General features: G+C 61.1%; 19 protein-coding genes. 7 read left to right on the top strand and 12 right to left on the bottom strand.

The window, feature by feature from the left end; all coding sequences use genetic code 11:
- Positions 1–116 precede the first annotated feature (116 nt).
- The gene (locus F3Y30_RS19905) at positions 117–1,673 is read left to right on the top strand and encodes a VOC family protein (protein ID WP_203424386.1); all 1,557 of its coding nucleotides are present in this window, start codon (positions 117–119) and stop codon (positions 1,671–1,673) included.
- Between the two features lie 31 nt (positions 1,674–1,704).
- On the opposite strand, the gene F3Y30_RS19900 is transcribed toward F3Y30_RS19905, so the two are convergent.
- From F3Y30_RS19900 to F3Y30_RS19865, 8 genes are all read right to left on the bottom strand, one after another.
- Entirely contained in the window at positions 1,705–2,256 is a 552-nt protein-coding gene (locus F3Y30_RS19900) for an NADPH-dependent FMN reductase (RefSeq protein ID WP_203426702.1), read from the bottom strand.
- 81 nt (positions 2,257–2,337) lie between these two features.
- Complete coding sequence (locus F3Y30_RS19895; protein WP_203424385.1) at positions 2,338–3,291, bottom strand: ring-cleaving dioxygenase; 954 nt, start codon at positions 3,289–3,291, stop codon at positions 2,338–2,340.
- A 202-nt stretch (positions 3,292–3,493) separates the two neighbouring features.
- Positions 3,494–4,039: an NADH-dependent FMN reductase RutF gene (gene rutF / locus F3Y30_RS19890; protein WP_203426701.1), complete on the bottom strand. Its 546-nt coding sequence runs from the start codon at positions 4,037–4,039 to the stop codon at positions 3,494–3,496.
- 47 nt (positions 4,040–4,086) lie between these two features.
- Entirely contained in the window at positions 4,087–4,884 is a 798-nt protein-coding gene (rutD, locus tag F3Y30_RS19885; protein WP_203426700.1) for a pyrimidine utilization protein D, read from the bottom strand.
- A 60-nt stretch (positions 4,885–4,944) separates the two neighbouring features.
- On the bottom strand, positions 4,945–5,334 hold the full coding sequence (gene rutC / locus F3Y30_RS19880) for a pyrimidine utilization protein C (protein ID WP_203424384.1): 390 nt from the start codon (positions 5,332–5,334) through the stop codon (positions 4,945–4,947).
- A gap of 34 nt (positions 5,335–5,368) precedes the next feature.
- Positions 5,369–6,115, bottom strand: a complete 747-nt coding sequence (rutB, locus tag F3Y30_RS19875; protein ID WP_203424383.1) for a pyrimidine utilization protein B — start codon at positions 6,113–6,115, stop codon at positions 5,369–5,371.
- Complete coding sequence (gene rutA, locus F3Y30_RS19870) at positions 6,112–7,203, bottom strand: pyrimidine utilization protein A (RefSeq protein WP_203424382.1); 1,092 nt, start codon at positions 7,201–7,203, stop codon at positions 6,112–6,114. The genes rutB and rutA overlap by 4 nt, the downstream gene beginning before the upstream one ends.
- Before the next feature lie 682 nt (positions 7,204–7,885).
- The gene (locus F3Y30_RS19865) at positions 7,886–8,680 is read right to left on the bottom strand and encodes a DeoR/GlpR family DNA-binding transcription regulator (RefSeq protein ID WP_203424381.1); all 795 of its coding nucleotides are present in this window, start codon (positions 8,678–8,680) and stop codon (positions 7,886–7,888) included.
- 172 nt (positions 8,681–8,852) lie between these two features.
- Between F3Y30_RS19865 and F3Y30_RS19860 the strand changes: the two genes are divergently transcribed.
- From F3Y30_RS19860 to F3Y30_RS19835, 6 genes are all read left to right on the top strand, one after another.
- Positions 8,853–9,818 (top strand): phosphotransferase, encoded by a 966-nt coding sequence (locus F3Y30_RS19860; RefSeq protein WP_203424380.1) that lies wholly within the window; start codon positions 8,853–8,855, stop codon positions 9,816–9,818.
- A 5-nt stretch (positions 9,819–9,823) separates the two neighbouring features.
- Positions 9,824–12,277 (top strand): FAD-dependent oxidoreductase, encoded by a 2,454-nt coding sequence (locus tag F3Y30_RS19855; protein WP_203424379.1) that lies wholly within the window; start codon positions 9,824–9,826, stop codon positions 12,275–12,277.
- Between the two features lie 343 nt (positions 12,278–12,620).
- The gene (locus tag F3Y30_RS19850; RefSeq protein WP_246752815.1) at positions 12,621–13,838 is read left to right on the top strand and encodes a polysaccharide biosynthesis/export family protein; all 1,218 of its coding nucleotides are present in this window, start codon (positions 12,621–12,623) and stop codon (positions 13,836–13,838) included.
- 121 nt (positions 13,839–13,959) lie between these two features.
- Complete coding sequence (locus F3Y30_RS19845) at positions 13,960–15,651, top strand: capsular polysaccharide biosynthesis protein (RefSeq protein ID WP_203424378.1); 1,692 nt, start codon at positions 13,960–13,962, stop codon at positions 15,649–15,651.
- Positions 15,648–15,986, top strand: coding sequence for a hypothetical protein (locus F3Y30_RS26645; protein WP_281435406.1), 339 nt, complete (start codon positions 15,648–15,650; stop codon positions 15,984–15,986). Before F3Y30_RS19845 ends, F3Y30_RS26645 begins: the two co-directional genes overlap by 4 nt.
- 131 nt (positions 15,987–16,117) lie before the next feature.
- Positions 16,118–17,566: a hypothetical protein gene (locus tag F3Y30_RS19835; protein WP_203424376.1), complete on the top strand. Its 1,449-nt coding sequence runs from the start codon at positions 16,118–16,120 to the stop codon at positions 17,564–17,566.
- 49 nt (positions 17,567–17,615) lie between these two features.
- Here the strand turns inward: F3Y30_RS19835 and F3Y30_RS19830 are convergent, their stop codons facing one another.
- The 4 genes from F3Y30_RS19830 to F3Y30_RS19815 all read right to left on the bottom strand — a co-directional run bounded on the left by F3Y30_RS19830 (position 17,616) and on the right by F3Y30_RS19815 (position 21,343).
- Positions 17,616–18,653, bottom strand: a complete 1,038-nt coding sequence (locus F3Y30_RS19830) for a DUF2793 domain-containing protein (protein WP_203424375.1) — start codon at positions 18,651–18,653, stop codon at positions 17,616–17,618.
- 171 nt (positions 18,654–18,824) lie between these two features.
- Positions 18,825–19,511: an ABC transporter ATP-binding protein gene (locus tag F3Y30_RS19825; protein WP_203424374.1), complete on the bottom strand. Its 687-nt coding sequence runs from the start codon at positions 19,509–19,511 to the stop codon at positions 18,825–18,827.
- The gene (locus F3Y30_RS19820; protein WP_203424373.1) at positions 19,508–20,305 is read right to left on the bottom strand and encodes an ABC transporter permease; all 798 of its coding nucleotides are present in this window, start codon (positions 20,303–20,305) and stop codon (positions 19,508–19,510) included. The genes F3Y30_RS19825 and F3Y30_RS19820 overlap by 4 nt, the downstream gene beginning before the upstream one ends.
- Before the next feature lie 30 nt (positions 20,306–20,335).
- Positions 20,336–21,343 carry a hypothetical protein gene (locus tag F3Y30_RS19815; protein WP_203424372.1) on the bottom strand — a complete coding sequence of 336 codons (1,008 nt, stop codon included), beginning with the start codon at positions 21,341–21,343 and terminating at the stop codon, positions 20,336–20,338.
- Positions 21,344–21,814: the final 471 nt, after the last annotated feature.

The raw sequence follows: 21,814 nt of genomic DNA, 5'->3' as shown, positions 1-21,814 counted from the left end.
GCCTCGCCCGATCTCACCTCAACCTACCGGTCACAATCGGTAAACAGTGCATTCACCTCGCCGGTACTGGCAGGGGTTGGCGTTTCCTGATTGGGTAGCGCCAAAGGAGACGTATCGTGACAAGTGGAATTCATCATATCACGGCGATCACGCGCAAGGTTCAGCTCAACGTGGATTTCTACGCGGGCTTCCTCGGCCTGCGCCTCGTCAAGCGCACGGCCGGGTTCGAGGATGCAGACCAGCTCCATCTGTTCTACGGCGACGCCAAGGGCTCGCCGGGCACGCTTCTCACCTTCCTTGCCTGGGAGGATGGTTCTGCCGGACGCGTCGGCATCGGCCAGGCGGCGGAAATCGCCCTTGCCATCCGACCGGAGGCGATCGGCTTCTGGTTGACGCGCGCGCTTTCCCACAATGTCGCGGTCTCAGGTCCCGCCCAGGAATTCGGCGAGCCGGTGCTGAGGTTCAAGGATCCGGACGGTATCATCGTCAAACTGGTCGGCGAGGTCGGGGTCGAATCTCCGGCTCCGTGGGCGGCCCGGGGCATCGATCAGGCAGACGCCGTTCAGCGCATTCGCGGCGCGACGATCTTCAGCGACCAGCCGGAAGCGACGGCAAGCTTCATCACGACCCATTTCGGATTTCGTGCGGTCAGCGAGGCGAACGGTATCCGCCGCCTTGCCGGTGATGCCGCTGATATCATCGACATTCGCGATGCCGGCGGGTTCTGGACGTCTGCGCCGGGGACCGGGACGATCGACCACATCGCCCTTCGCGCGCCGGACCGCGCGGCGGTCGAGCGTGTCGAGGCCAGTCTCGCGACCGGGGATGCGGGCGCAACGAACGCGCACGACCGCAAGTATTTCTATTCGCTCTATGCCCGCGAGCCCGGTGGCTCGCTCCTCGAATTTGCGACGGACTCGCCGGGAATGCTGGTCGACGAGACCGAGGAGAGCCTGGGGCGGACACTGTTCATACCATCGCATCTCGGAGCCGATCCCCTAGACGTCCACGCGCGGTTGCCGCAGTTTTCCCTGCCGGGAGAGGAGCGCGTGATCGAGCGGGAGCTGCCTTTCGTTCATCGCGTACGTCGCCCGGAAAGCCACGATGGCAGCGCCGTCGTCCTGCTGCACGGTTCCGGCGCCAACGAAACCAGTCTCTTGCCTTTCGGCGTGCGTGCAGCGCCCAATTCAATGCTCATCAGCCTGCGCGGACGCAGCGCCGACGAGGGCTATCCGCGGTTCTTCCGGCGGTTGACCCCGTTCAGCTTCGACCAGAAGGACGTCGTCGCCGAGGCCGAGGCATTCGCGGCCTTCATGGAGGATGCAAATGCGGCCTACGGGCTCGACCCGGAAAGGACCGTGCATCTCGGCTATTCGAACGGGGCGAACATGATCGGCGCCGTGATGTTCCTACATCCGCATGTCGTGAAGAACGCGGTCCTGATGCGGGCTATGAACGTGCTGGAAACGGTGCCCGAAGCGGATCTTGCCGGTACCAACGTGCTGATGGTCACCGGCCAGTCGGATCCGTACGGTCCCTATGCGCCCGATCTCGAAGCGCAACTCGTGCAAGCGGGCGCGAGGGTGGAAAGCCGGTTGCTCCCCGCCGGTCACGACATCGGATTACCCGATATCGAGCTCGCCCGCTCCTTTGTGCAGAAGGTCGCCGGATAGTTTCAAGCGACCTCGCGCATCGCTCCCATCCTCAGGACGCCACAAAGGCGCAGAAGCCTTCGACGAAAGATCGAAGCCGCTTTTCCGTCGCTTCGTCGACGATCCGGCCGTCTGCGTCGAACACGGAGCCGGCCTTCGACACCATCAGTTTCTGACCGAACCAAGGGCGCGTGCCCAGGGTCCGCATCACGGGAAGCCAGGCCTCCTGGGAGAGCAGCGTGCCGAAGTTTCCGGGGGAGGCGCCGGTGATCGCGAAGGGCTTGTTGCCGAAGACGCGCCCGATGTCCGAGGAGGGCCGGGTCAGCCAGTCGATCGCGTTCTTCAAAACGCCGGGAATGGAATTGTTGTATTCCGGGGTGAAGAGCATGACGCCGTCGGCGCCCGCAATCAGATCCTTCAGGCGCGTCGCTGCTTCGGGAATGCCCTCCGCTGCCTCCACATCGCCGTCATAGAGCGGAATGCCGCGGATCGAACCCTCCACGATATCGGTTCCCGCCGGCGCCATCGCGATCGCGGCCTTCATCAATGCCGTGTTGTAGGAATCTTTCCTCAAGCTTCCCGATAGAGCGATCAATCGTGTCATCATGGTCCTCTCAAATGCTGTTCACATGGTCGCCCCCGGAAGGGAATGTTCCGGGTGCGGGGGCGCCGGTCTTCATCGGCCTTAGGCCAGCGGCTTCAGGCGTGCCTCGATCTGTGCCCGCTTTGGTTCCAGGAACGGCGGCAGGGACAAGGCTTCGCCCAACGTCTCGAGCGGTTCGTCGACCGCAAAGCCCGGACCGTCGGTCGCGATCTCGAACAGGATGCCGTTCGGTTCGCGGAAGTACAGCGAACGGAAGTAGTAACGCTCGACCTCGCCGCTCGATGGTACGCGGAGACCGCGCAGGCGCTCGGTCCAGGCATGGAGGGCCTCCACGTCCGGCGCACGGAAGGCGACATGGTGAACCGCACCGGCACCCTGGTGGGCGGCGGGGAGGTCGGGCTCCACTGCCACATGCAGCTCGGCCGAGGGTCCGCCTTCGCCCATCGAGAAGACATGGACCTCACCGGTTCCCTCGGGAGCCGGATAGGTTGACGTCTCTGTCATGTTCATCACGTCGGTCAGCACGATCTTTGTGTTGCGCAGGTCCGGCACGCTGAGCGTGATCGGTCCGAGGCCCTTGATCTGATGCTCGGCGGGCACGGGGCTCTTTTCCCATGGATGCGAAGGAGCGCCGCTATCGTCCACGACGAGGCGGAAACGCTGGCCTTCGCCATCCTCGAAATCGAGCGACGGACGACCACCGACATCGCGGATTTCGCCGGCTCTGACCTTCTGCTTCTGGAAGTGATCCTTCCACCACTGCAGCGAATCGGTGCTCCCGACACGAAGGCCAGTGCGGGAAATGCTGTGCGTTCCGCGGCGCTCATGGCCTACCGGCCAATCGAAGAAAGTGAGATCCGTTCCCGGCGAGGCAAGGCCGTCGGCGTAGAAAAGGTGGTAGGCGCTGGTATCATCCTGATTGACGGTCTTCTTCACAAGGCGAAGGCCAAGAACCTGGGTGTAGAAGCGCAGGTTCGCCGGAGCATTCGCCGTGATGGCCGTCAGGTGATGAATGCCTGTCAATTGCATTGTCATGATGAACTCCTGACTTCGAGGGGAGCAGCAATCGCTCCGTTGAGACGAATATCGCCTCAACCACGGCCCGATTAAAGCCGGTCGGCGGCAAACGCTGTGTTCAGCGATTGCGAACGCACGCCCAGGAATTGCTCCGAAGGTTCACGTCCGCGGAACAGTCCGGCGTTGCAGCTGGAGATTGAAGCCCTGTCGGGAGCGCAGGTCAAGCCGCGCCCCGGGCGTGGTGGTACGCCCGATCGAAGTAGATCAGGCCATGCCCGTCCCCGCGCCTGCGGATCGCTTCCACCGCGCAGATCAGGATGTCGTGCGTCCCGCCGTCGGCGACGCGCGTGATACGGCAATCGAAGGAGACGAGGGCGTCGTGTAGGGCGGGTGCGCCGGTCTTCAGTTCGCTCCATCCGGCGGCGGCGAAGCGCTCCGCCACCGGCGTCTTTCCGCCGAAGAGCTGAGAGAGTTGTTCCTGCCCGGCCGCGAGCGTGTTGACGCAAAGCACACCGTTTGCCGTGACGGCCGAGTAGACGGAGGCGGCCCTGTTCAGGCAGACGAGCAGGGTTGGAGGTTCGTCGCTGACGCTGCAAACGGCGGAAGCCGTGAAGCCGGCCAGTCCTGCCGCGCCCTGCGTCGTGATGATGTTGACCGCTGCGCCAAGCCTCGCCATCGCATCGCGGAATTCGGTCTTGCTGAATGCGTGCGGATCGGCCGCGGGCCATTCGATCGATTCAGCTGACATGGAGAGCTGTCCTTGCATGCACGTGGCGGAGATGGGTGAAAGGCCGCGGCGTTGGAGGTTCGCGCTCATTGAGCCGCTTCCTGCGATGCATCCGATAGAAGGAAATCGGTTAGCGCGCGGTTGAAGGATTGCGCTTCGGTTACGTTGACGGCATGGCCCCCGGAGGCTGTCAGCACGAGGCGGGCGTGCGGAAGCCCTTCCGCGAGGCGAAGGGAGCGGGTGTAGGGGACCAGGATGTCGTCCTCGGTCGCGATCACGAGTGTCTGAGCACCGATCTCGCCGAGTCGTTCATCGACGTCGAAGGCGCGAAGAGCTGCGATCCGGCGCAGGACATTCGTCTCTCCCTGGAAGTGGACGATTCCGTGGGCTTCGTCTGCTGCAAGCCGTGCGGCGTTTTCCGACATCCAGCGGGCGGGATAGAGGAAGATCGGTTGTGCCTTGACGAAGGCCGGCACGCCTGCCGCCTTCAGAAGCGTGATCCGCGTGTCGAAGCACCGTTCGGAATGGGGGGACACCTTGCTCCAGCCATTTATGACGACCAGACGGTCAAGAACCGAGGGAAATCTCAGCGCGAGATCGAGCCCAATCAGCCCGCCCAGCGCGTGGCCGACGAAATCGAAACGGCTGAGGTCGAGCGCGCGGGCGATCTCCATGACGTCGTCAGCCATGGCGGAAATCCCACCGTTCTCCGGAACGCTTCCGCCTGTCCGGCCGGTCCCGCGGTGGTCGTAGGTGACGACGCGGAAATGAGGGCAAAGCACCTCCATTTGCTCCGCCCAGTAAGACCCGGCGCCGCCGAGACCAGATGACAGGATGACGGTACGGACATCCTTGCCCTGAAGGCCGTGAACCTCGAAATGCATGGTCGCTTCCATTCGCTGGGCCGTATCGGCGGCGGATCTCGCCACCGATACGGATCGATCCTATTTCTTGCCGACGTGCGCGACGGTGGCGATCTCGATCAGCGCATCCGGCTTCACAAGGCCGCACTGGACGCAAAAGCGGGCCGGCTTGTCGCCGGGGAAGTATTCCGCATAGACCTTGTTGACGGCCTGGTAGTTGGCCCAGTCGGTGAGGAAGATGTGGTTCATCGTCACGTCCTCCATGGTGCCACCTGCCGTCTCGATCACAGACTTGATGGTCTCCAGGACATGGCGGGTCTGCGCTCCGGCATCTCCCACATGAACGACGTCATTGTTCTTGTCGAAGGGAAGCGTGCCCGAGACGTAGATGATGCCGTCGGCAATCGTTCCGGGCGAATAGGGCGCGATCGGCTTCTGGGTTCCTTCGGGCACGATGATGGATTTCGGCATTCTGTGATCTCTGTTCGATGGAAGGGGTTCGTGACTATTCGGCCGCCGCGGCTGGCGCCGCCTGCGAGATCGCTCCGCAGAAGTCGTTGACGGTGGCGACCCAGCCAAAGAACTTCTCGACGTTGTAGACTGTTGCCTGCTGGATGAACTCGGGGCCGAGGTGATGCGTGGCGTCCTCGAGCATCACGCCGAAGTATTCGAGGTGGAAGGCATCGCGCAGCGAGCTCTCGACGCAGACATTGGTGGCGATGCCGACGAAGACGAGATTGCGGATGCCGCGCGCCCGCAGAACGCTGTCCATGTTGGTGTTGAAGAAGCCGCTGTAACGGGTCTTGGGAACCAGGATGTCGCCCGGCTGGGGCTTGAGTTCATCGACGATGTCATAATCCCAGGTGCCCTTGGCCAGCAGCTGGCCCTGCAGTTCGGGCCTGGCGCGCATGGTTTTCAGCGCATTCGACTTGTGCCAGTTGGGCGAACCGGGACCACCGGCCTCCACATAGTCCTTGTCCCAGCCGTTCTGGAAATAGACGACCAGGACGCCGTTCGCGCGTGCCGCGTCCAGGGTCTTTCTGATGTTCGCGATGGTCCCTTTGGCGCCCGAGATATCGAAGCCTGCGAGGTCGACATAGCCGCCTTCGGTCGAATAGGCATTCTGCATGTCGACCACGACGACGGCGGTCTCCGAGGGCTTGAGAGTGATCGGTTCCGGGCGGGCGGGCAGCGTGACGCTTTCCGTCGTGGCCTTCCGGGGCTGATAGCCGGCTGTCACTGTTTCGCTCATTCCGCGGCCTCCAGCAGGGGCTTCACGTGCTGGCGGCATTTCATCAGCGGCTGGATCCTCGTTCCGAAATCCTCCACCCCCTTGACGAAATCGTCGAAGGTCAGGAGGACCCCGCCGGTGCCGGGCACGCTCGGCACTTCATCGAGCAGCTTCGCCACCGTCTCGTAGGAGCCGACCAGCGTTCCCATGTTGATGTTGACCGCCGATACGGGGTCGGCCATCTGGCGGACGTTGGTGTCGGAACCCGATTTCGTATCGGCCGCTCCCTGGATGCCCAGCCAGGCGATCGCCTCCTGGTCGGCGCCCGCCTTGTAGTGTTCCCATTTGGCGCGGGCAGCGTCGTCGGTTTCGTCGGCAATGACCATGAAGAGCACGAAGGAGGACACCTCACGGCCGGTCTTCTCGGTAGCGGCCTGCAGCCGCTCGGCGGCGGGTGCGAAGGCCGTCGGCGTATTGACGCCAACGCCGAAGCAGAAATTGTAGTCGGCGTGCTTCGCCGAGAATTCCATCCCAGCGTTGGAGGAGCCTGCGCAAATGATCTTCATGTCAGTCTGCGGGCGAGGGCTGAGCTTGCAGTCTTCCATCTGGAAGAATTCGCCCTTGAGGTCGCTCGTCCCGGTTTCCCAGAGCTCGCGCAGGACCGTCGCGTACTCGGCGAGGTAGTCGTAGCGCTTCGCGAAATATTCGTCCCCCGGCCACATGCCCATCTGGGAGTATTCCGGACGCTGCCATCCGGTCACGAGATTGAGGCCGAAGCGCCCGTTGGAGATGGAGTCAATCGTGGAAGCCATACGGGCGACGATCGCAGGAGGCATGACAAGGGTCGCGGCCGTGGCGAAGAGCCGGATGCGCGTGGTGACGGCAGCGAGCCCCGACATGAGGGTGAAGGATTCGAGATTGTGATCCCAGAACTCGGTCTTGCCGCCGAAACCGCGCAGCTTGATCATGGAGAGCACGAAATCGAGACCGTACTTTTCCGCCTTGAGCGTGATCTCCTTGTTGAGTTCGAAGCTCGGCTTGTACTGCGGAGCATTCTCCGACAGCAGCCAGCCATTGTTCCCGATCGGGATGAAAACACCTATTTCCATTGTCATTCTCCTCGATGCTGCTGCGTCCGCGACCGACTGAGCCGCGTTGCTTCGTCATCGAAGGAGAAGCAGGTTCCGTGCCATCTAGAATATTTCAATAAAAACAATTCGTTGTTGTGTCGGCCCCTGAGATAAATTTACCGGATGAACAAATATTTATCGTTTGGTCAAATTTTTCCGATCCCAGTTGCCGGAAATTGCAGCAGATCGTCCCCCTGCCGCGGAATTGGGCGCCTGAGGTCATCGATGCGTTGGGGAGTCATTCTGGTGCTGCAATTGGTGGGCGGACGCCGAAAAAGTAGTCAGTGTCTTGCTCCCTCCCTGGGCTCGGCGCGCCGCGAGGTTGATTTTGTGCAGGTTTCAAGGCTCGATTCGCGCCATTTTCCGGACTGGCACGGATCCTGCTTCCCTTTTAGCGGTCCAGAGGGGACCAGAATAAAAATAGCGCCCCAATGAAGGTCGCAGGAGACAAGGCTGCCGCGCTGACATCGCGATCTTCTCAGAAGGTCCGCTGATTTCGGTTCGGCAGCCTTTCCATTTCTTGGAAGGCTGCGACGTGCGCGCTCCGTGGACGGGCGATCAGCGTCAATGACAGGATAGGGTGTAGGAGTGATCAGCGGTCGCGATTGCGAATCCGTTCAGGTCGCAGCTCCCCTCTCGGATGTTCGCGTTGCCCGCTTTGTCAGGAGTGGCGACTGCAGGCAATGACCACTTCGATCGAGTTGGACGCAAGCATCTGACCGATCTCCACCGGCGGCTCGCCGTCCGTTACCAGCATGTCGTAGTCCTTGGGATCGCCGATAGTGATCGGAGCGGTGCGCCCGAACTTCTGCGTGTCGGCGACGATGATGCGCATCTGTGCGTGGCGGGCTGCCACGCGCGAAATCTCCGCCTCCTGCATGTCCTGCAGCATGAAGCCGGCGCTCGCGTTGATCGCGGTGACCGACAGGATGGCGATGCGCACGTTGAAGCGCTCGATGAACTTCGACGCTTCGCTGCCGAAGGCGCCGGCGTCGTGCCCCCGCAATTCACCGCCGGCGAAGAAGATGCGGTTGCCGTTGCGCGCGGCGAGGGTATGGGCAACCGACAGCGAATTGGTGACCACGAGAAGATCGCGATGGTTCTGCAGCGCCACCGCGATGAAAGCCGTGGTGGAGCCGATGTCGAGGAATATCGTGTCGCCGTTCTGCACCAGCGAGGCGACCTTGGCGGCGATGACCCGCTTTGCTTCGGGATTTTCGTTCATGCGGAAATGGAGCGGCTTTTCCGCGACCCCTTCCGTGATATGAACCCCGCCGTGGACCTTCGTCACAAGGCCACTTGCCTCGAGCGACCGGATGTTTCGACGGATGGTTTCCTCGGAAACGTTCAGCCGTTCGGCAAGGAACTGAATCCGGCTCGAGCCGCCGGCAAGGCGAAGCTCATCCAGGATCTCGCGTTCGCGATGATTGGAAAGTGCTGGGGTGTTTTCGTTCATCTTCGGTTCCGTCCGACGTGCAGCAAGGCAATTGACTGGTATGAACTTTTGCGAGTGTCGTAAGTCAATTTTCGAGGACGATGAAGGGGCCTGCGCCATCTTTTGATGATGTTAGCGCTGGAAAGGGCTCGCAGCAACAAATTGCAACAAAAAACCAAAACTCCGTTACAATATGTGGGATGTCCTTGACAGTGATGTGGGACTGGAGGAACTTGCGGTCTGGCAGAGGTGCCAGACGGGGACGAAAGTGGAAGGCGGCAGCGAGGCGCTTGCTCGAGAAAAAATTCAGTCGCTCCCGATCTGGAAGGGCGATGTGGCCGTATCTCCGGTCGCCGGAGGCATGACCAACCGCAACTATCTCGTGTCTGACGGGAGAGGTCAATATTTCGTCAGGATTGGCGAGGACATCCCGGTTCATCATATCAGTCGCGCGAACGAACTGGCTGCAAGCAGGGCAGCCCATGCGGCTGGCCTTTCGCCCGCCCTCGTTCATCATGCACCCGGCATTCTGGTGTTCGAATACATCGCAGCGCGGACGCTTGGACCCGAGGACGTCAGGAATCCTTTCTACCTGGAGCGGATCGTGACGCTTCTGCGCCGATGCCACCAGGAAGTGGGACGGCATTTTCGGGGTGCGGCAGCGTTCTTTTGGGTCTTTCACGTGGTCGAGGACTATGCTGCGACACTGACCGAAGCCGGCAGCCCCCACGTTCCGCTGCTGGCCGATCTGCTCGGCAAGGCGCGCCTCCTCGAAAAGGCCGCGTCACCGTATGACATCGTCTTCGGCCACAACGATCTGCTGGCGGCCAATTTTCTCGATGACGGCAATCGGCTGTGGTTGGTGGACTGGGACTATGCCGGATACAACTCGCCGCTCTTCGATCTGGGCGGGCTCGCTTCGAACAACGAGCTCTCTGAGGCGCAGGAACGATGGTTGCTTGAGGCCTATTTCGATACCTCCGTCTCCGACAGCTTCATGCGGCGATATCGGGCAATGAAATGCGCCTCGCTGCTGCGCGAGACGATGTGGAGCATGGTCTCCGAACTCTATTCCGCGATCGATTTCGACTATGCGGCCTACACGGCCGACAATCTCAGCCGTTTCCATCGCTCCTATGACGACTTCCGGGAGGCGTAAGGAACATGTCCACCAGGGATTTGCCCGATGCGGCGAGGGCGGTTGTCATAGGCGGAGGGATTATCGGCTGTTCAACGGCCTATCATCTGGCGCGGCTTGGCTGGACCGACACGGTTCTCCTTGAGCGCCACAAGCTCACGTCCGGGACGACGTTCCACGCGGCTGGCCTTGTGGGCCAGCTGCGCACCAGTGCCAACATCACCCAGCTTCTCGGCTACTCCGTAGATCTTTATCGCAGGCTGGAGGCCGAGACGGGGCTTTCAGCGGGCTGGAAGATGAATGGCGGGCTGCGGCTCGCCTGCAACGAGAACAGATGGACGGAACTCAAGCGCCTTGCGACGACCGCGCATTCCTTCGGACTGGATATGCAACTGCTCACGCCGAAGGAGGCCGCGGAACTCTGGCCGCTGATGAAGGCGGACGATCTCGTTGGTGCGGCATTCCTGCCAACGGATGGCCAGGCCAATCCCTCGGACATAACCCAGGCACTTGCCAAGGGTGCGCGCATGGCGGGCGTCTCGATCTTCGAGGACACGGCGGTGGTCGGGATCGAGGTGGAAGATGGGCGTATCCGCGCTGTCATCACGGATCGTGGCCGCATTGCGTGCGAGCGCGTCGTCGTCTGCGCCGGCCAATGGACCCGCGCCTTTGCCGCGCAACATGGGGTGAACGTCCCGCTCGTGCCCGTACAGCACCAGTATCTGGTCACGGAGCCCTTCGGGGTTCCGTCCAACCTGCCGACGCTGCGCGATCCCGACCGTCTCACCTATTTCAAGGAGGAAGTCGGCGGGTTGGTGATGGGGGGCTATGAACCCAACCCGAAGGCCTGGGCAGTGGACGGCATTCCCGAGGGGTTCCATTTCTCCCTGCTTCAGCCTGATTTCGATCATTTCGAGCCACTGATGGAGCAGGCGCTTGCGCGTGTTCCCGCGCTCGAATCGGCCGGCGTCAAGCAACTGATCAATGGGCCGGAAAGCTTCACGCCGGATGGAAACTTCATCCTCGGGGAGGCTCCCGAACTCAGGAACTTCTTCGTGGGGGCGGGTTTCAACGCATTCGGCATCGCTTCAGGCGGCGGCGCCGGCATGGCGCTTGCCGAGTGGGTGCACAAGGGCGAGCCGCCCTTCGATCTCTGGCCCGTGGATATCCGCCGGTTCGGTCGTTCGCACCTCGATACCGACTGGGTCCGCCGGAGAACGCTAGAGGCGTATGGTCGCCATTATACTATTGCCTGGCCGAATGAGGAGTACGAGACGGGAAGGCCGTCCCGGACGTCGCCGCTCTATCAACGGCTCAAGCAACAGGGGGCCTGTTTCGGGGAAAAGCTCGGCTGGGAACGGCCGAACTGGTTTGCCGATCTGGCAGCAGGCGAGGTCGCCAGCGACAGCTATTCCTTCGAGCGGCCGAACTGGTTCAACGCGGTCGCGCGCGAGCATCGTGCTGTCCGCGAGGCGTCCGTGATCTTCGACCAGACTTCGTTTGCGAAGTATCTCCTCAAGGGGCCGGACGCGGAAGCCGCGCTTCAATGGATCGCCGCCAACGACGTTGGGCGTCCCGTCGGTTCGCTTACCTACACCCAGATGCTCAACGATCGCGGCGGCATCGAATGCGACGTTACAGCTGCCCGCCTCGCGGAGAATGCCTACTACATCGTCACCGGAACGGGCTTCGCAACCCATGATCTTGACTGGATTGCGCGGAACATTCCGGCGGGTTTGCGCGCCGAACTTTCCGACGTTACCGCAGATTTTTCCGTGCTCTCCCTGATGGGGCAGAATTCGCGGCGTATCCTGGAGCGGGTGACATCCGACGACGTCTCCAATGCGGCCCTGCCATTCGGAAGCTGGAAGGCGATCCGCATCGCGGGCACCGAGGTTCGTGCCTTGCGCATCACATATGTTGGAGAGCTCGGCTTCGAGCTTCATGTGTCGGTGAATGATGCCTTGGCCGTCTATGAGGCGCTGATGTCTGCCGGCAGAGCCGAGGGGTTGATCAACGCCGGATACCGGGCGATCGAGACCTGCCGCCTGGAAAAAGGATATCGTGCATGGGGATCGGACATCGGGCCGGACCATACACCGATAGAGGCGGGCCTTGGCTGGGCGGTGAAGCTCGGAAAGCCGCTGGACTTCAGGGGGCGCGGCGCTTTGGAGGCACAGTCGGAGCGAGGCGTTTCCAAGATGCTCGTCTGCCTGGTTCCTGACGATCCAAGCGTCGTTCTGCTGGGGAGGGAAACCATCTACCGCAACGGGCAAAGGGCCGGTTGGCTGACGAGTGGCGGCTTCGGCCATACGCTCGGGAAGGCCATCGGCTACGGCTACCTCCGCAACAAGGCGGGTGTCGATTCCGCCTATGCTCTGTCAGGCAGCTATGAGCTCGAAGTGGCGACGCGCCGCGTAGCGTGTTCCATTCATCTCAAGCCACTCTACGATCCCGAAATGAGACGGGTTCGATCCTGAGGCGATTCGCCCCGAATGCTGTCGCTGATCGCAGCGGCCTTGCTTTCGTCGCCTTTGCAAGGTGTAGCGGACCTCGGAAGATTGCGATTTTTTTACCGCACCCGCACGGGAACCGCCATCGAAAGAGTTTGAAAAACAAGGCGAGCCGACAAATCGACTTTTCTTGCCGTAACGAATGTGCAAGGGATTTGCTCCATGTTGGGGTATTGGGGTTGCGCGGGAAGGCTTGGCGCAACGGACGGTGAGAGATTGGTCTTCCGCATCGTTAACGGAATGGATGCGAACATTCGTCAGAGTTCGGCACAGTGCTCTAGCGAGCGCGGCCAAAGGGAATTGCATTGTTATGATCAGAACTAAGTATGCGGGCGAGTCGGGAACGGTTACTGCGTCTGTTCTCGTGCGCATGTTGGCTGGCACGGCACTCTTGGCTGTTTCCGGTTGCGTTGTGCCAAGCGATGGTCCCCTGACCGCGGAAGTTCTCACCTCCGGCGCCGGCGGCAAGACCTATCAGATTCCCGAAACGCGCATCGTTTTCGATGTGGTGAATATCGACCAGCGCGTCGCCAGCAGTGTGACCGCGCTCGGCCGCCCGAGTCTCGCCAGCACCTTCGGTTTCGGCGGTCCCACCGGAACGCCCGTCATCGGCGTTGGCGACAAGCTCGCGGTCACCATCTTCGAAGCAGGCCCCGATGGCCTGTTCTCGACCACCGACCGCAAGTCTACCTCGATCCCGGTTGTCGTGCAGCCGGATGGCCGCGGCCAGATTCCCTACGTCGGTTCGGTCCGGTTCGCCGGCATGACGCTCGATTCTGCGCGCGACACGATCGTGCAAGCATTGAAGGCCAAGGCCGTCGAGCCTGACGTGATCGTGTCGCTGGACGGCAACGAGTCGCGAACCGTTTCCATTCTGGGAGATGTCGGCAAACCCTCGGTCGTGCCGCTCGGCCTCAGCGAGGCGCATCTGACCGAAGCGCTGGCAATGGCCGGCGGGCCGCAGAAGGCGCCCTACGACACCTACGTGACCCTCAAGCGGCGGAACCGCACGGGTACCGTGCTGCTCCAGAGCATCGTCGAGAATCCCAAGGAAGACATTCTCGTCCGGCCGGGCGACCAGATCTACGTGACTTACGACCCGCAGACTTTCTCTGCGCTGGGGCAGACGGAAAAGACCGGAAAGATCCGCTTCGATGCGGCGAACGTCAGTCTCGTCGAAGCAGCCGCCCTGGCAGGCGGCGGCAACATCACCACCGCGGATCCGAAGGGCTACTTTGTCTTCCGTTACGAGTACGAGCGGGCCTACCGCAACGTCGTGGGCGACGACCGCTTCCGCGATCTGCTTGCCAAGGGCATGACAGCGGACAGCGAAGGCAGATATCCGATCGTCTACAGGCTCGATCTCGGCCAGACCCAGAGCTACATGGTTGCGCAGAATTTCCCGGTCCGGAACAAGGACGTCATCTATCTGTCGCGCCACCCGGCTACCGACTTCCAGAAGTTCGCAACGATGATGTCGACGACCGCGTCTGCCTCGCGAAACTTCCAGCTCGCATTCGACAATTAGGCGTTCAGCCGGGAAAATCCGGCGGACAGCCAAAACGGTCCGGATGTGGTATGAGCATGCTGGTAGCTAGGTCCTGACCTGGGGCGATGCTTTCGCCAACGATTGTGATTTTGGAAAGAGCGTGACGGATAGCGAGCGCAGAACCTATGCCGTCGTTTCCACCGGACTGTGGCGGTTGCGATCGGACATTTCACAGCTTCTTCAAGCAAGGATCGTGCTGTGGCCGTGGGGCGGCGCGGGTGGTGTCGACGGGTTCGTCGGCTGGGGCCGGCGACCGTCCGGCCTTCGCGCCACGGCTCTTGCGTCACGCCTCGGAAAGCCGGCGATTACCATCGAGGACGGGTTTCTCAAGGGGTTCTGGCCGGGGCAGGAGGAGCCGTCTCATTCGTTCGTGGTCGATCGCCGCGGCATCTACTTCGAGACGATGCTGCCCAATGATCTCGATGACCTGCTCCGCGTTCCAGATATCGACCCGGGAGAGGAGCTTCGCGCCTCTTCGCTCATTCATTCCTTACGTTCGCAGCGGCTGACGAAATATAACAACGGGCCGATGATCGGGCTCAGACAGGCGGGAATCCCGGCGGGCAAACCCTTTGTGCTGCTGGTCGATCAGGTTGCAGGCGATGCATCGATCGCGGCTGCAGGCGCCGAAAGCGGAACCTTCGCCCGCATGCTGGAGCACGCCGCAGCGCACAATCCGGGAAAGGCAATCGTGGTGCGGACGCACCCGGCCGCCGGGGATCGCAGCCTGCTTCGCCAGGCCGCCCAGAAATCCGGTATCCCGATCGTCGTGCCGGAGCGAATGAACCCCTGGCCGCTGATCGAGGAGGCGGACAGCGTTTATACGGTGTCGAGCCAACTCGGTTTCGAGGCGCTGATGGCAGGTCGTCCCGTGCATTGCTTCGGGGTGACGTACTATTCGGGCCGTGGCGTCACGACGGATCACGGTTCCCGCCAGGTGCAGCGGCCGGCGGCCACCGTCGAACAGATCTTCCACGCAGCCTTTCTCCGCTATTCGAGCTATCTCGATCTTCACACGCGGCTCCCATGCAGCTTGGAAGATGCAATCGAACAGGCGGTTGCTGTTCGTGACCAGCGCAACAGGATTGACAGGAAGGTCTACACGGCCGGTTTTTCGCCCTGGAAAAGAAGGGCGACCACGCCGTTTCTTCGCGGCGCAGCCGGCGCGCCGGTTCACTGCCGGCGAGCAACCGAGGCGGCCAAAGCAGCGCATCGCGACAACGGCATCGTGGCCGTCTGGGGCTCTGAGCGTTCGCTTCCGCCGGGCGTCGACGGCGTGCGGCTCGAAGACGGCTTCATCCGGTCGAAAGGCCTGGGGGTCAATTTGACCTACCCGTCTTCTCTCGCTCTCGATGGCGAGCATGTCTACTATGACGCCCGGGGCGAGAGCGAGTTGGAGCGCATCATCTCCACACACGATTTCGAGGAGGCGTTGCTGGCGCGTTCGCGGGATCTTGTCCGGCTTCTCGTGGAGCGCGGCGTCTCGAAATACAACCTGGGGACGATTGCCGAACTGCCGGCCGTCGAAGAAGGGCGCCTCAAGATACTCGTGCCGGGACAAGTCGAACAGGATGCCTCCATACGCTATGGTTCGCCGATCGTCCGCAGCAATGCCGTGCTCGTGTCGGCGGTTCGCGAGCGCTATCCCGGCGCCTTCGTCGTCTACAAGGAGCATCCGGACGTAACGTCCGGCTTGCGCTCGGGGGACGTGTCCCGGACGCAGCAGATCTCGTGGTGCGAAGCGGCGATATCCTGCATTGGATCGGCTGGGCGGACCGTGTGGAGACCATGACGTCGCTTGCGGGCTTCGAGGCGCTGCTGCGCGGCAAGGCCACCGGGGTGCACGGCCTGCCGTTCTATGCCGGGTGGGGGCTAACCGATGACCGTCTGCCGATAGAGCGCCGCACGCGGCGAATCACTCTCGATATGCTCGTGGCGGCCGCGCTCATTCTTTATCCGTTTTACATTCATCCCCTGAGTGGTATGCCGTGCCGGCCCGAGGAGATCGTCGGCGCATTTTCAGCGAATCGGTCGCGCAAAACGTCGCCCGGCCACGCGATTGTCACTTTCGTGGCGCAAAGGGTGAATCGCGTGGCCGTAAAGCTGCGCGATGGTCGACTAAAATAAAAAACGACCAGTAGAGGCAGGGACGCTACTAGGTGGGAGTATCTACTTCCTTCGGTTGAAAAGCCGGAAGGAGTATGTAAGGATCTGCGCAAATTTCGGTCGAGCAGCCGCGGAAACAAAGTTCATTTGACATGGCGAGTAAAGACGACGCACCGGAGCGGCGGGACAGGGACAGGAAAGAGGGAAGGAATTCCCCGGACAGCAGATCTTCGCGTCTCGTCCACCTGAATTTCCGTCGTCGGCCCTCGCGCAAGTTTCCGTCGAAGAGCGAACTGCGCGTGCTTCTGCTGCAGGGACCCGTCGGCCCCTTTTTCAAGAAGGCGCAGGCGCATCTCAATGCGAACGGCTTTGACGCGTGGAGAGTATGCTTCAATGCCGGCGATCGCCTTTTCTCCCGCAGCGAAAAGACTCTCAACTTCTCGGGTTCGCGCGATGCGTGGCAGGCGTGGTTCTCGGAGTTCGTGATCGAGAACGCATTCGACTATGTCGTCCTGTTCGGCTGCGAACGTGTCGCACATCGGGTCGCCATCGATTGCTGTCATGAGAACGGCATACCCGTACTCTGCCTCGAGGAAGGATACCTGCGTCCGGGTTATGTGACCATGGAATTCGGCGGCAACAACTGGCGTTCGCCGATTGCCGGGCAGCTTGCGCCAGAGAAGATCTCGGCATCGTCGCGTGATTCGGGCAAGGTTACTGCCTACCCATCCTCTTTCGGGGCGATGGCTACATTCGCGTTTCTGTATTTTTCCGTGCGTGGGCTGTTTTCCACGGTTAGCGAACGCAAGCTGTTCCACAAGCAGAAGAGGACCCTGGTTTCCGAGGGATTCTACTGGCTGAAGAACTACTACAGAAAGTTCCGCAATCTCGGGCACAACTATCGCCTCGTGGAACGCCTGCTTGAGGATCACGACAACAGGTATTTCCTCATCCCGCTGCAGGTGCACGACGATAGCCAGCTCGGGCAGGCTGCAGGAAGCTGGAACAATCAGAAGCTGATCCTGAAATCGATCGTTTCGTTTGCGCGCAACGCACCGCCCGGCTACCAGCTGGTCTTCAAGATCCACCCGATGGAGCGCGGGCACAGCCGCGATGGCCACTTTATTCGCCAGGTAAGCGCACTCAACAACGTTGCCGAACGGGTGCATATTCTCGACGGCGGATCGATGGGTCTCCTGACGCGACATGCCGCCGGGATGGTGACCATCAATAGCACATCGGGCTTGTCAGCGATCTTCCACGGCGTGCCGCTCGCTGTGATGGGGCATGCGATCTATCGAAACCCGGAGCTTGCCTTCTGCGTTCGAAAGGGCATCGAACTCGACGAGTTCTGGACTGGCGGGAAGACTGCTTCCTACGAGGTTCGCCGCAATTACCTCTCGTGGCTGACACGGGAATCGCTCCAGGCCGGCGACTTTTATGTGCGTGACGGCATGGAACTCGCGACGGCCGCGGTTCTCGAACTGCTGAAGGGAAAGGCAGAAAAAAAGAGCCAGTCCGTACCCGTACCTGCTGCGCCGGCCCGGGACCGTGTCGTTACCGAGTTTCCGCCAGGACGGGCAACGCGCACACGGACGTGAGTTAGGAGTGGAGGCGGTCCTCGCGGGCCGCCTTTCTCGCGTGTCGAACTTACGACAGAGCGACCATCTGCAGTTCCGTCGCGTTGTATCCAAATTGCAGGCTCGCGCTGCCTTCGTGTCTGAAGCAGATCCAGTCATCTTTCTGAAGGCGGGCCATGGCGACGGTCGTGATCTTTCTTCCCGCCCCGATCGAAACGACTGCTCCCGTATCAGCGACCACATCGTTTCCGTTGACGACGACCGAGGTTTTCGATGGTCCGGTATCCAAGGTGAGAACTGTCAGATGGATCTCGTAGTCTCCATCGACGGGAACGACAAGGCGATTTCCTGTCCCTCCGGCAATCGCGTCTCCCAGTGAGAAGCCTCCCGCCGCAAGTGCAAGGGAGGAGAAACCTGTATTGCTGCCATCCGACGGACTGAACGTTCCGGCGGAAAGATGCGCCCGTGCGATTGGCCTCTGGGGCGTCGCGAGGTGGCCCGTGTCCGTCACGGTGAGGGCCTCCGTCCAGGTGGTTCCGTCTGTGCTGATCTTGACCGACAGCCTCCCCGATCCCGTCAGGCCGATTTCGGCCCTGCCACTCCAATCGGACTGGAACAGGATCGATGCCGTGTCCGATGCATCTGCCTTGTTGATCTTGAGGCGATGGCTGCCACCCGCATGCGAGAAGAGAGTGGACTCGGAGGAAAGGGCCAGGCGGTTGGTTGCGTCCGGCGTGGCATTGATCCCCAGCATCGGCAGCGTACCCAGGGTACCGAAGGCCCGCCAATTCGCGCCGTCGTGAACATAGAGCCGTTCCTCGTCGGTGTGCCAGGCAAGCCAGCCTCTTCGCGGAGCTACGAAGTTCCAGATGCCGTCCTGCCACATTGCGATCATACCTGCAGCGGCAACCCACTCGCCGGAAGGCACCGCGCCTATCCCGTATGTGATGCCTTCGATCGGGGCCTCCGGCGGCGCGTCGCGAAAGCCGGCAATCGCAAGCTGAACGATGCCGTCGAGTTTTTGCAGGGCCTCGTTGTGAGGGACATGCTTTTGCGCCTGCGACTGCAGGATGAAGGGAAGCTCAAGGTTTGCGGTTTGATCCGGCATCGACATTCTCCGCTGTGCAGCCGCCCGATCTTGCGGGCACGGGATAGCATAGCGGGGCAGGGGGACGCGGGGAAAATCCGGGTAGTTCCACCCCAGTGTACCTGGCTGGTGAACGAGATCCCGGTGTCGTAGATGACTGCGTATCGAAGGCTCGGCAGGCGAAGCTACTTGCTATGCCGATTGCATCCGGTTCCGCTCGCTGCGGCTCTGATTGTCCTCGTGCGCCTGGATCGCTTCCTCGATGTCATCGTAGAAGGTCAGCTCCCCATCGGCGAGCACGCCGCCGATATCGCAGAAAGCGCGCAGAAGGGCGGACGAGTGAGAAACGAGGAGCAGCGTGGCATTCTCCCGCCGTTCCTCGAAGACAGCCTTGCACTTCTTCTTGAACGTCGAATCGCCGACGGCGATCACCTCGTCGATCAGATAATATTCGAAGCCGATTGCCATACAGATGCCGAACGCCAGGCGTGCTCGCATGCCTGCGGAGTAGGTCTTCACCGGCATGTCTATGTAGGGGCCGAGTTCCGCGAAATCCGTGACGAAGTCGATCACCTTCCGCCAGTTCCTACCATAGATATCGGCAATGAACTTGGCATTCTGGGTGCCCGTCAACTTAGCGTGAATGCCGCCCTTGAAGCCGAGAGGCCATGAAATCCGCCCCTCGCGGATGATGCGCCCGGAATCTGGCATGTCGCCACCAGACATGAGGTTCATCAGCGTGGACTTGCCCGCGCCATTGCGTCCCAGGATCCCTACATTGATCCCTGGACGGAAGGCTGCAGTGAAATTGTTCAGGATAACCTTCTTGCCGCCGCCCGGACGGGGAAAGGCCTTGCTGACCCTGTCGAAGATGATCATTCGCTCATGATCCTGTTTCGGTAAATCCGTTCCGCTGCAAGCCCCGTCATGAGCAGTCCCGTCGAAACGGCAAGAAGGTATCCCTTGTCCAGGATCGTCAGATAGTCGAGGTAGGTCGTCGACCGGAACCATTCGACGCAATGGAGGAAGGGGTTCCACGATATCACGGCCTGAAAGTCCGGCGGTAGCTGTGACGGCACGAAGAACACGCCGGAAATGAGCATCAAAGGCATGCTCATCATGCTGAACAGAGTGTCCCAGAGTGGCACCAGCGTCCCGATAACCGCATTGAACAGGGCGAGCGAAAAGGCAAAGTAGAGAATTGCCAGGATGCAGGTGGCAAACTCCATCGGAAATACGATGATCTTCCGGTCGAGCACATGTGCCATGAACAGGATGAAGAGCGCACAGATGATCAGCCAGATGATCGCTTCGAGGATGAACGCCGAAACGATTGTATCCAGCGGGCGGACCAGCGGATAGGTCAACATCGGCTGGTTCTGGGCTATACCTTTTTCTGCCTTGCGCGCAATGCCTCGAGTCATCCGGAAACCAAACACTCCGGACAGCAGGAACAAGAGTGCACTGTCCCCGAAGGGAACCGCTTCCTTCACGAAAGCATGCAGGAAGATATAGACGCCCACATACGCGGCCGGCTCGGCAAGCGTCCACACGATGCCGAACCTGCTCTCTCCAAATCGCGTAGCAGCGGTCCGCACCACCAGCGCCGAAATGACGCGAAGGTTCTCCTTCAGAGCGTAGGCCAGATCCTTCTCAACGACATGGGTCGCCATGTTCTGTTCCCGTCAACTCGCCACTGAGCGTCAGATTGCGTGGTCCTTGACGGACCTTACGACGAAGTAACCGATCAGCCAAAGTGCGGTGAACGCCAGCAGCGTAAGCAAGGTGTTCATGCCGCGTTCCGGGTAAAGGGCGATTTCCGGAACTCGCGGCTGCACGTAAGTTGCGAAGTAACGCTCCTGTTTCTGTGCATCTTGCACGGCTGCCTCGAGCGATGCCAGGGACGCCGTGTAGGCCTTCGTTGCGAATTCCTGTTCTACGAGCAGTTCGGAGAACCTGTCGATAACTTCCGAGACATTATTGCCGGCAGATTCGGTCCCGTCGCGTGCAGTCTTGGTCGCACTGCCCGAACCGACGCGAGCCCTCTGTTCCGAAAGCTGGGCCTCGAGGGCCGCAATCTGGCGGTCAAGCACCTTGGCCGAAGGAGCATCCTTGCTGATGGTGTCAACCAGGGCCTTGTAGCGGGTCTTGAGTGTGGCGAGCTCTTTCTCCAGCTCTCCGATAATGGAAGACTCCATCGACGCGACAGCCGTCGGATCCACCGCCTGTTCGCTCTGCCGGAGCTGGGTGATGGCGTTGCGGGCCTGCTTGAGACGGTCCTCAGCGCGCGCGACCTGCTGGTTGGCAACGCTCACGAACTGATTGCGCGATTCCTCCGAGAGCGTGTTAACCAACTTTTCGGAGACCGTCAGAATGGCGTCCGTCACGGACTTGGCATCTTCGGCAGAGAACGCGAAGACCTGAAGCGTCACGTTGCCCGTGGTCGAATTGAAGCTGACGTTGACCATGTCGCGCCAATAGCTCACGAACTCATCCAGCGGTGCATCGGGGTTGGAGCGGTAGAAAAAATCGATGTTGCTTCGGGAGTAGATCTCCCTGATGTCGAGCCCGGCGATATCCTTCAGATCCTTCAGAATTTGGGCCGAGTGGATATAGTCCGCAACGATATATGAATCGCCGCCCTGTGCGGTTGAACCGACCAGAGCCGTAATGCCAAGACCGCCGAGTGACGCCTCCTGGGTTCCGCGCACCGTAAACTGTGCTTCGGTTTCGTATTGCGGGCTAGCAATGAAGGCGAAGTAGAGACCGGTGGCAACGGTCGGCAGTACGACCGCGAGGAAGAAGGACAGAATGCCCCAGAAGCGGTGGCGCGCCTTGACGCGGATCTTGGGAAGCTCGAGGAGCGACTGAGCCGTGAATTTCTCCGACCGCTTGCGCTTGCCGAGCAGACGTTCGTCGTCATCGAGCGGGTCCGTGCCCCGCGAGGCGCTGACGCCTGCTTGATCAGTTTACGCTTCTGATGCTCTGCCCGGCGGGCCGCACGTTCCCTCGCCATGTCCAGCAAATTGCTTTCATTGGGGTTCTCGGGAGGTGTGATTTCCGGCACGGCAGGGAAGGTTTCATTCTTCACGTCAGCGGTCTCTTCGGTCGAGTTTCTGGTGGCAGCCGTCCGACTGCCAGACTAAACGGAAAGTTTATTCGAATTCAAAACGTTCCACAAG

This window comes from Sinorhizobium sp. BG8 (assembly GCF_016864555.1).
In the GTDB taxonomy this organism is placed as follows: Bacteria; Pseudomonadota; Alphaproteobacteria; order Rhizobiales; family Rhizobiaceae; genus BG8.
The sequence above is the reverse complement of the archived record's forward strand: the minus strand, read 5'-3'. Positions and strand labels throughout refer to the sequence as shown.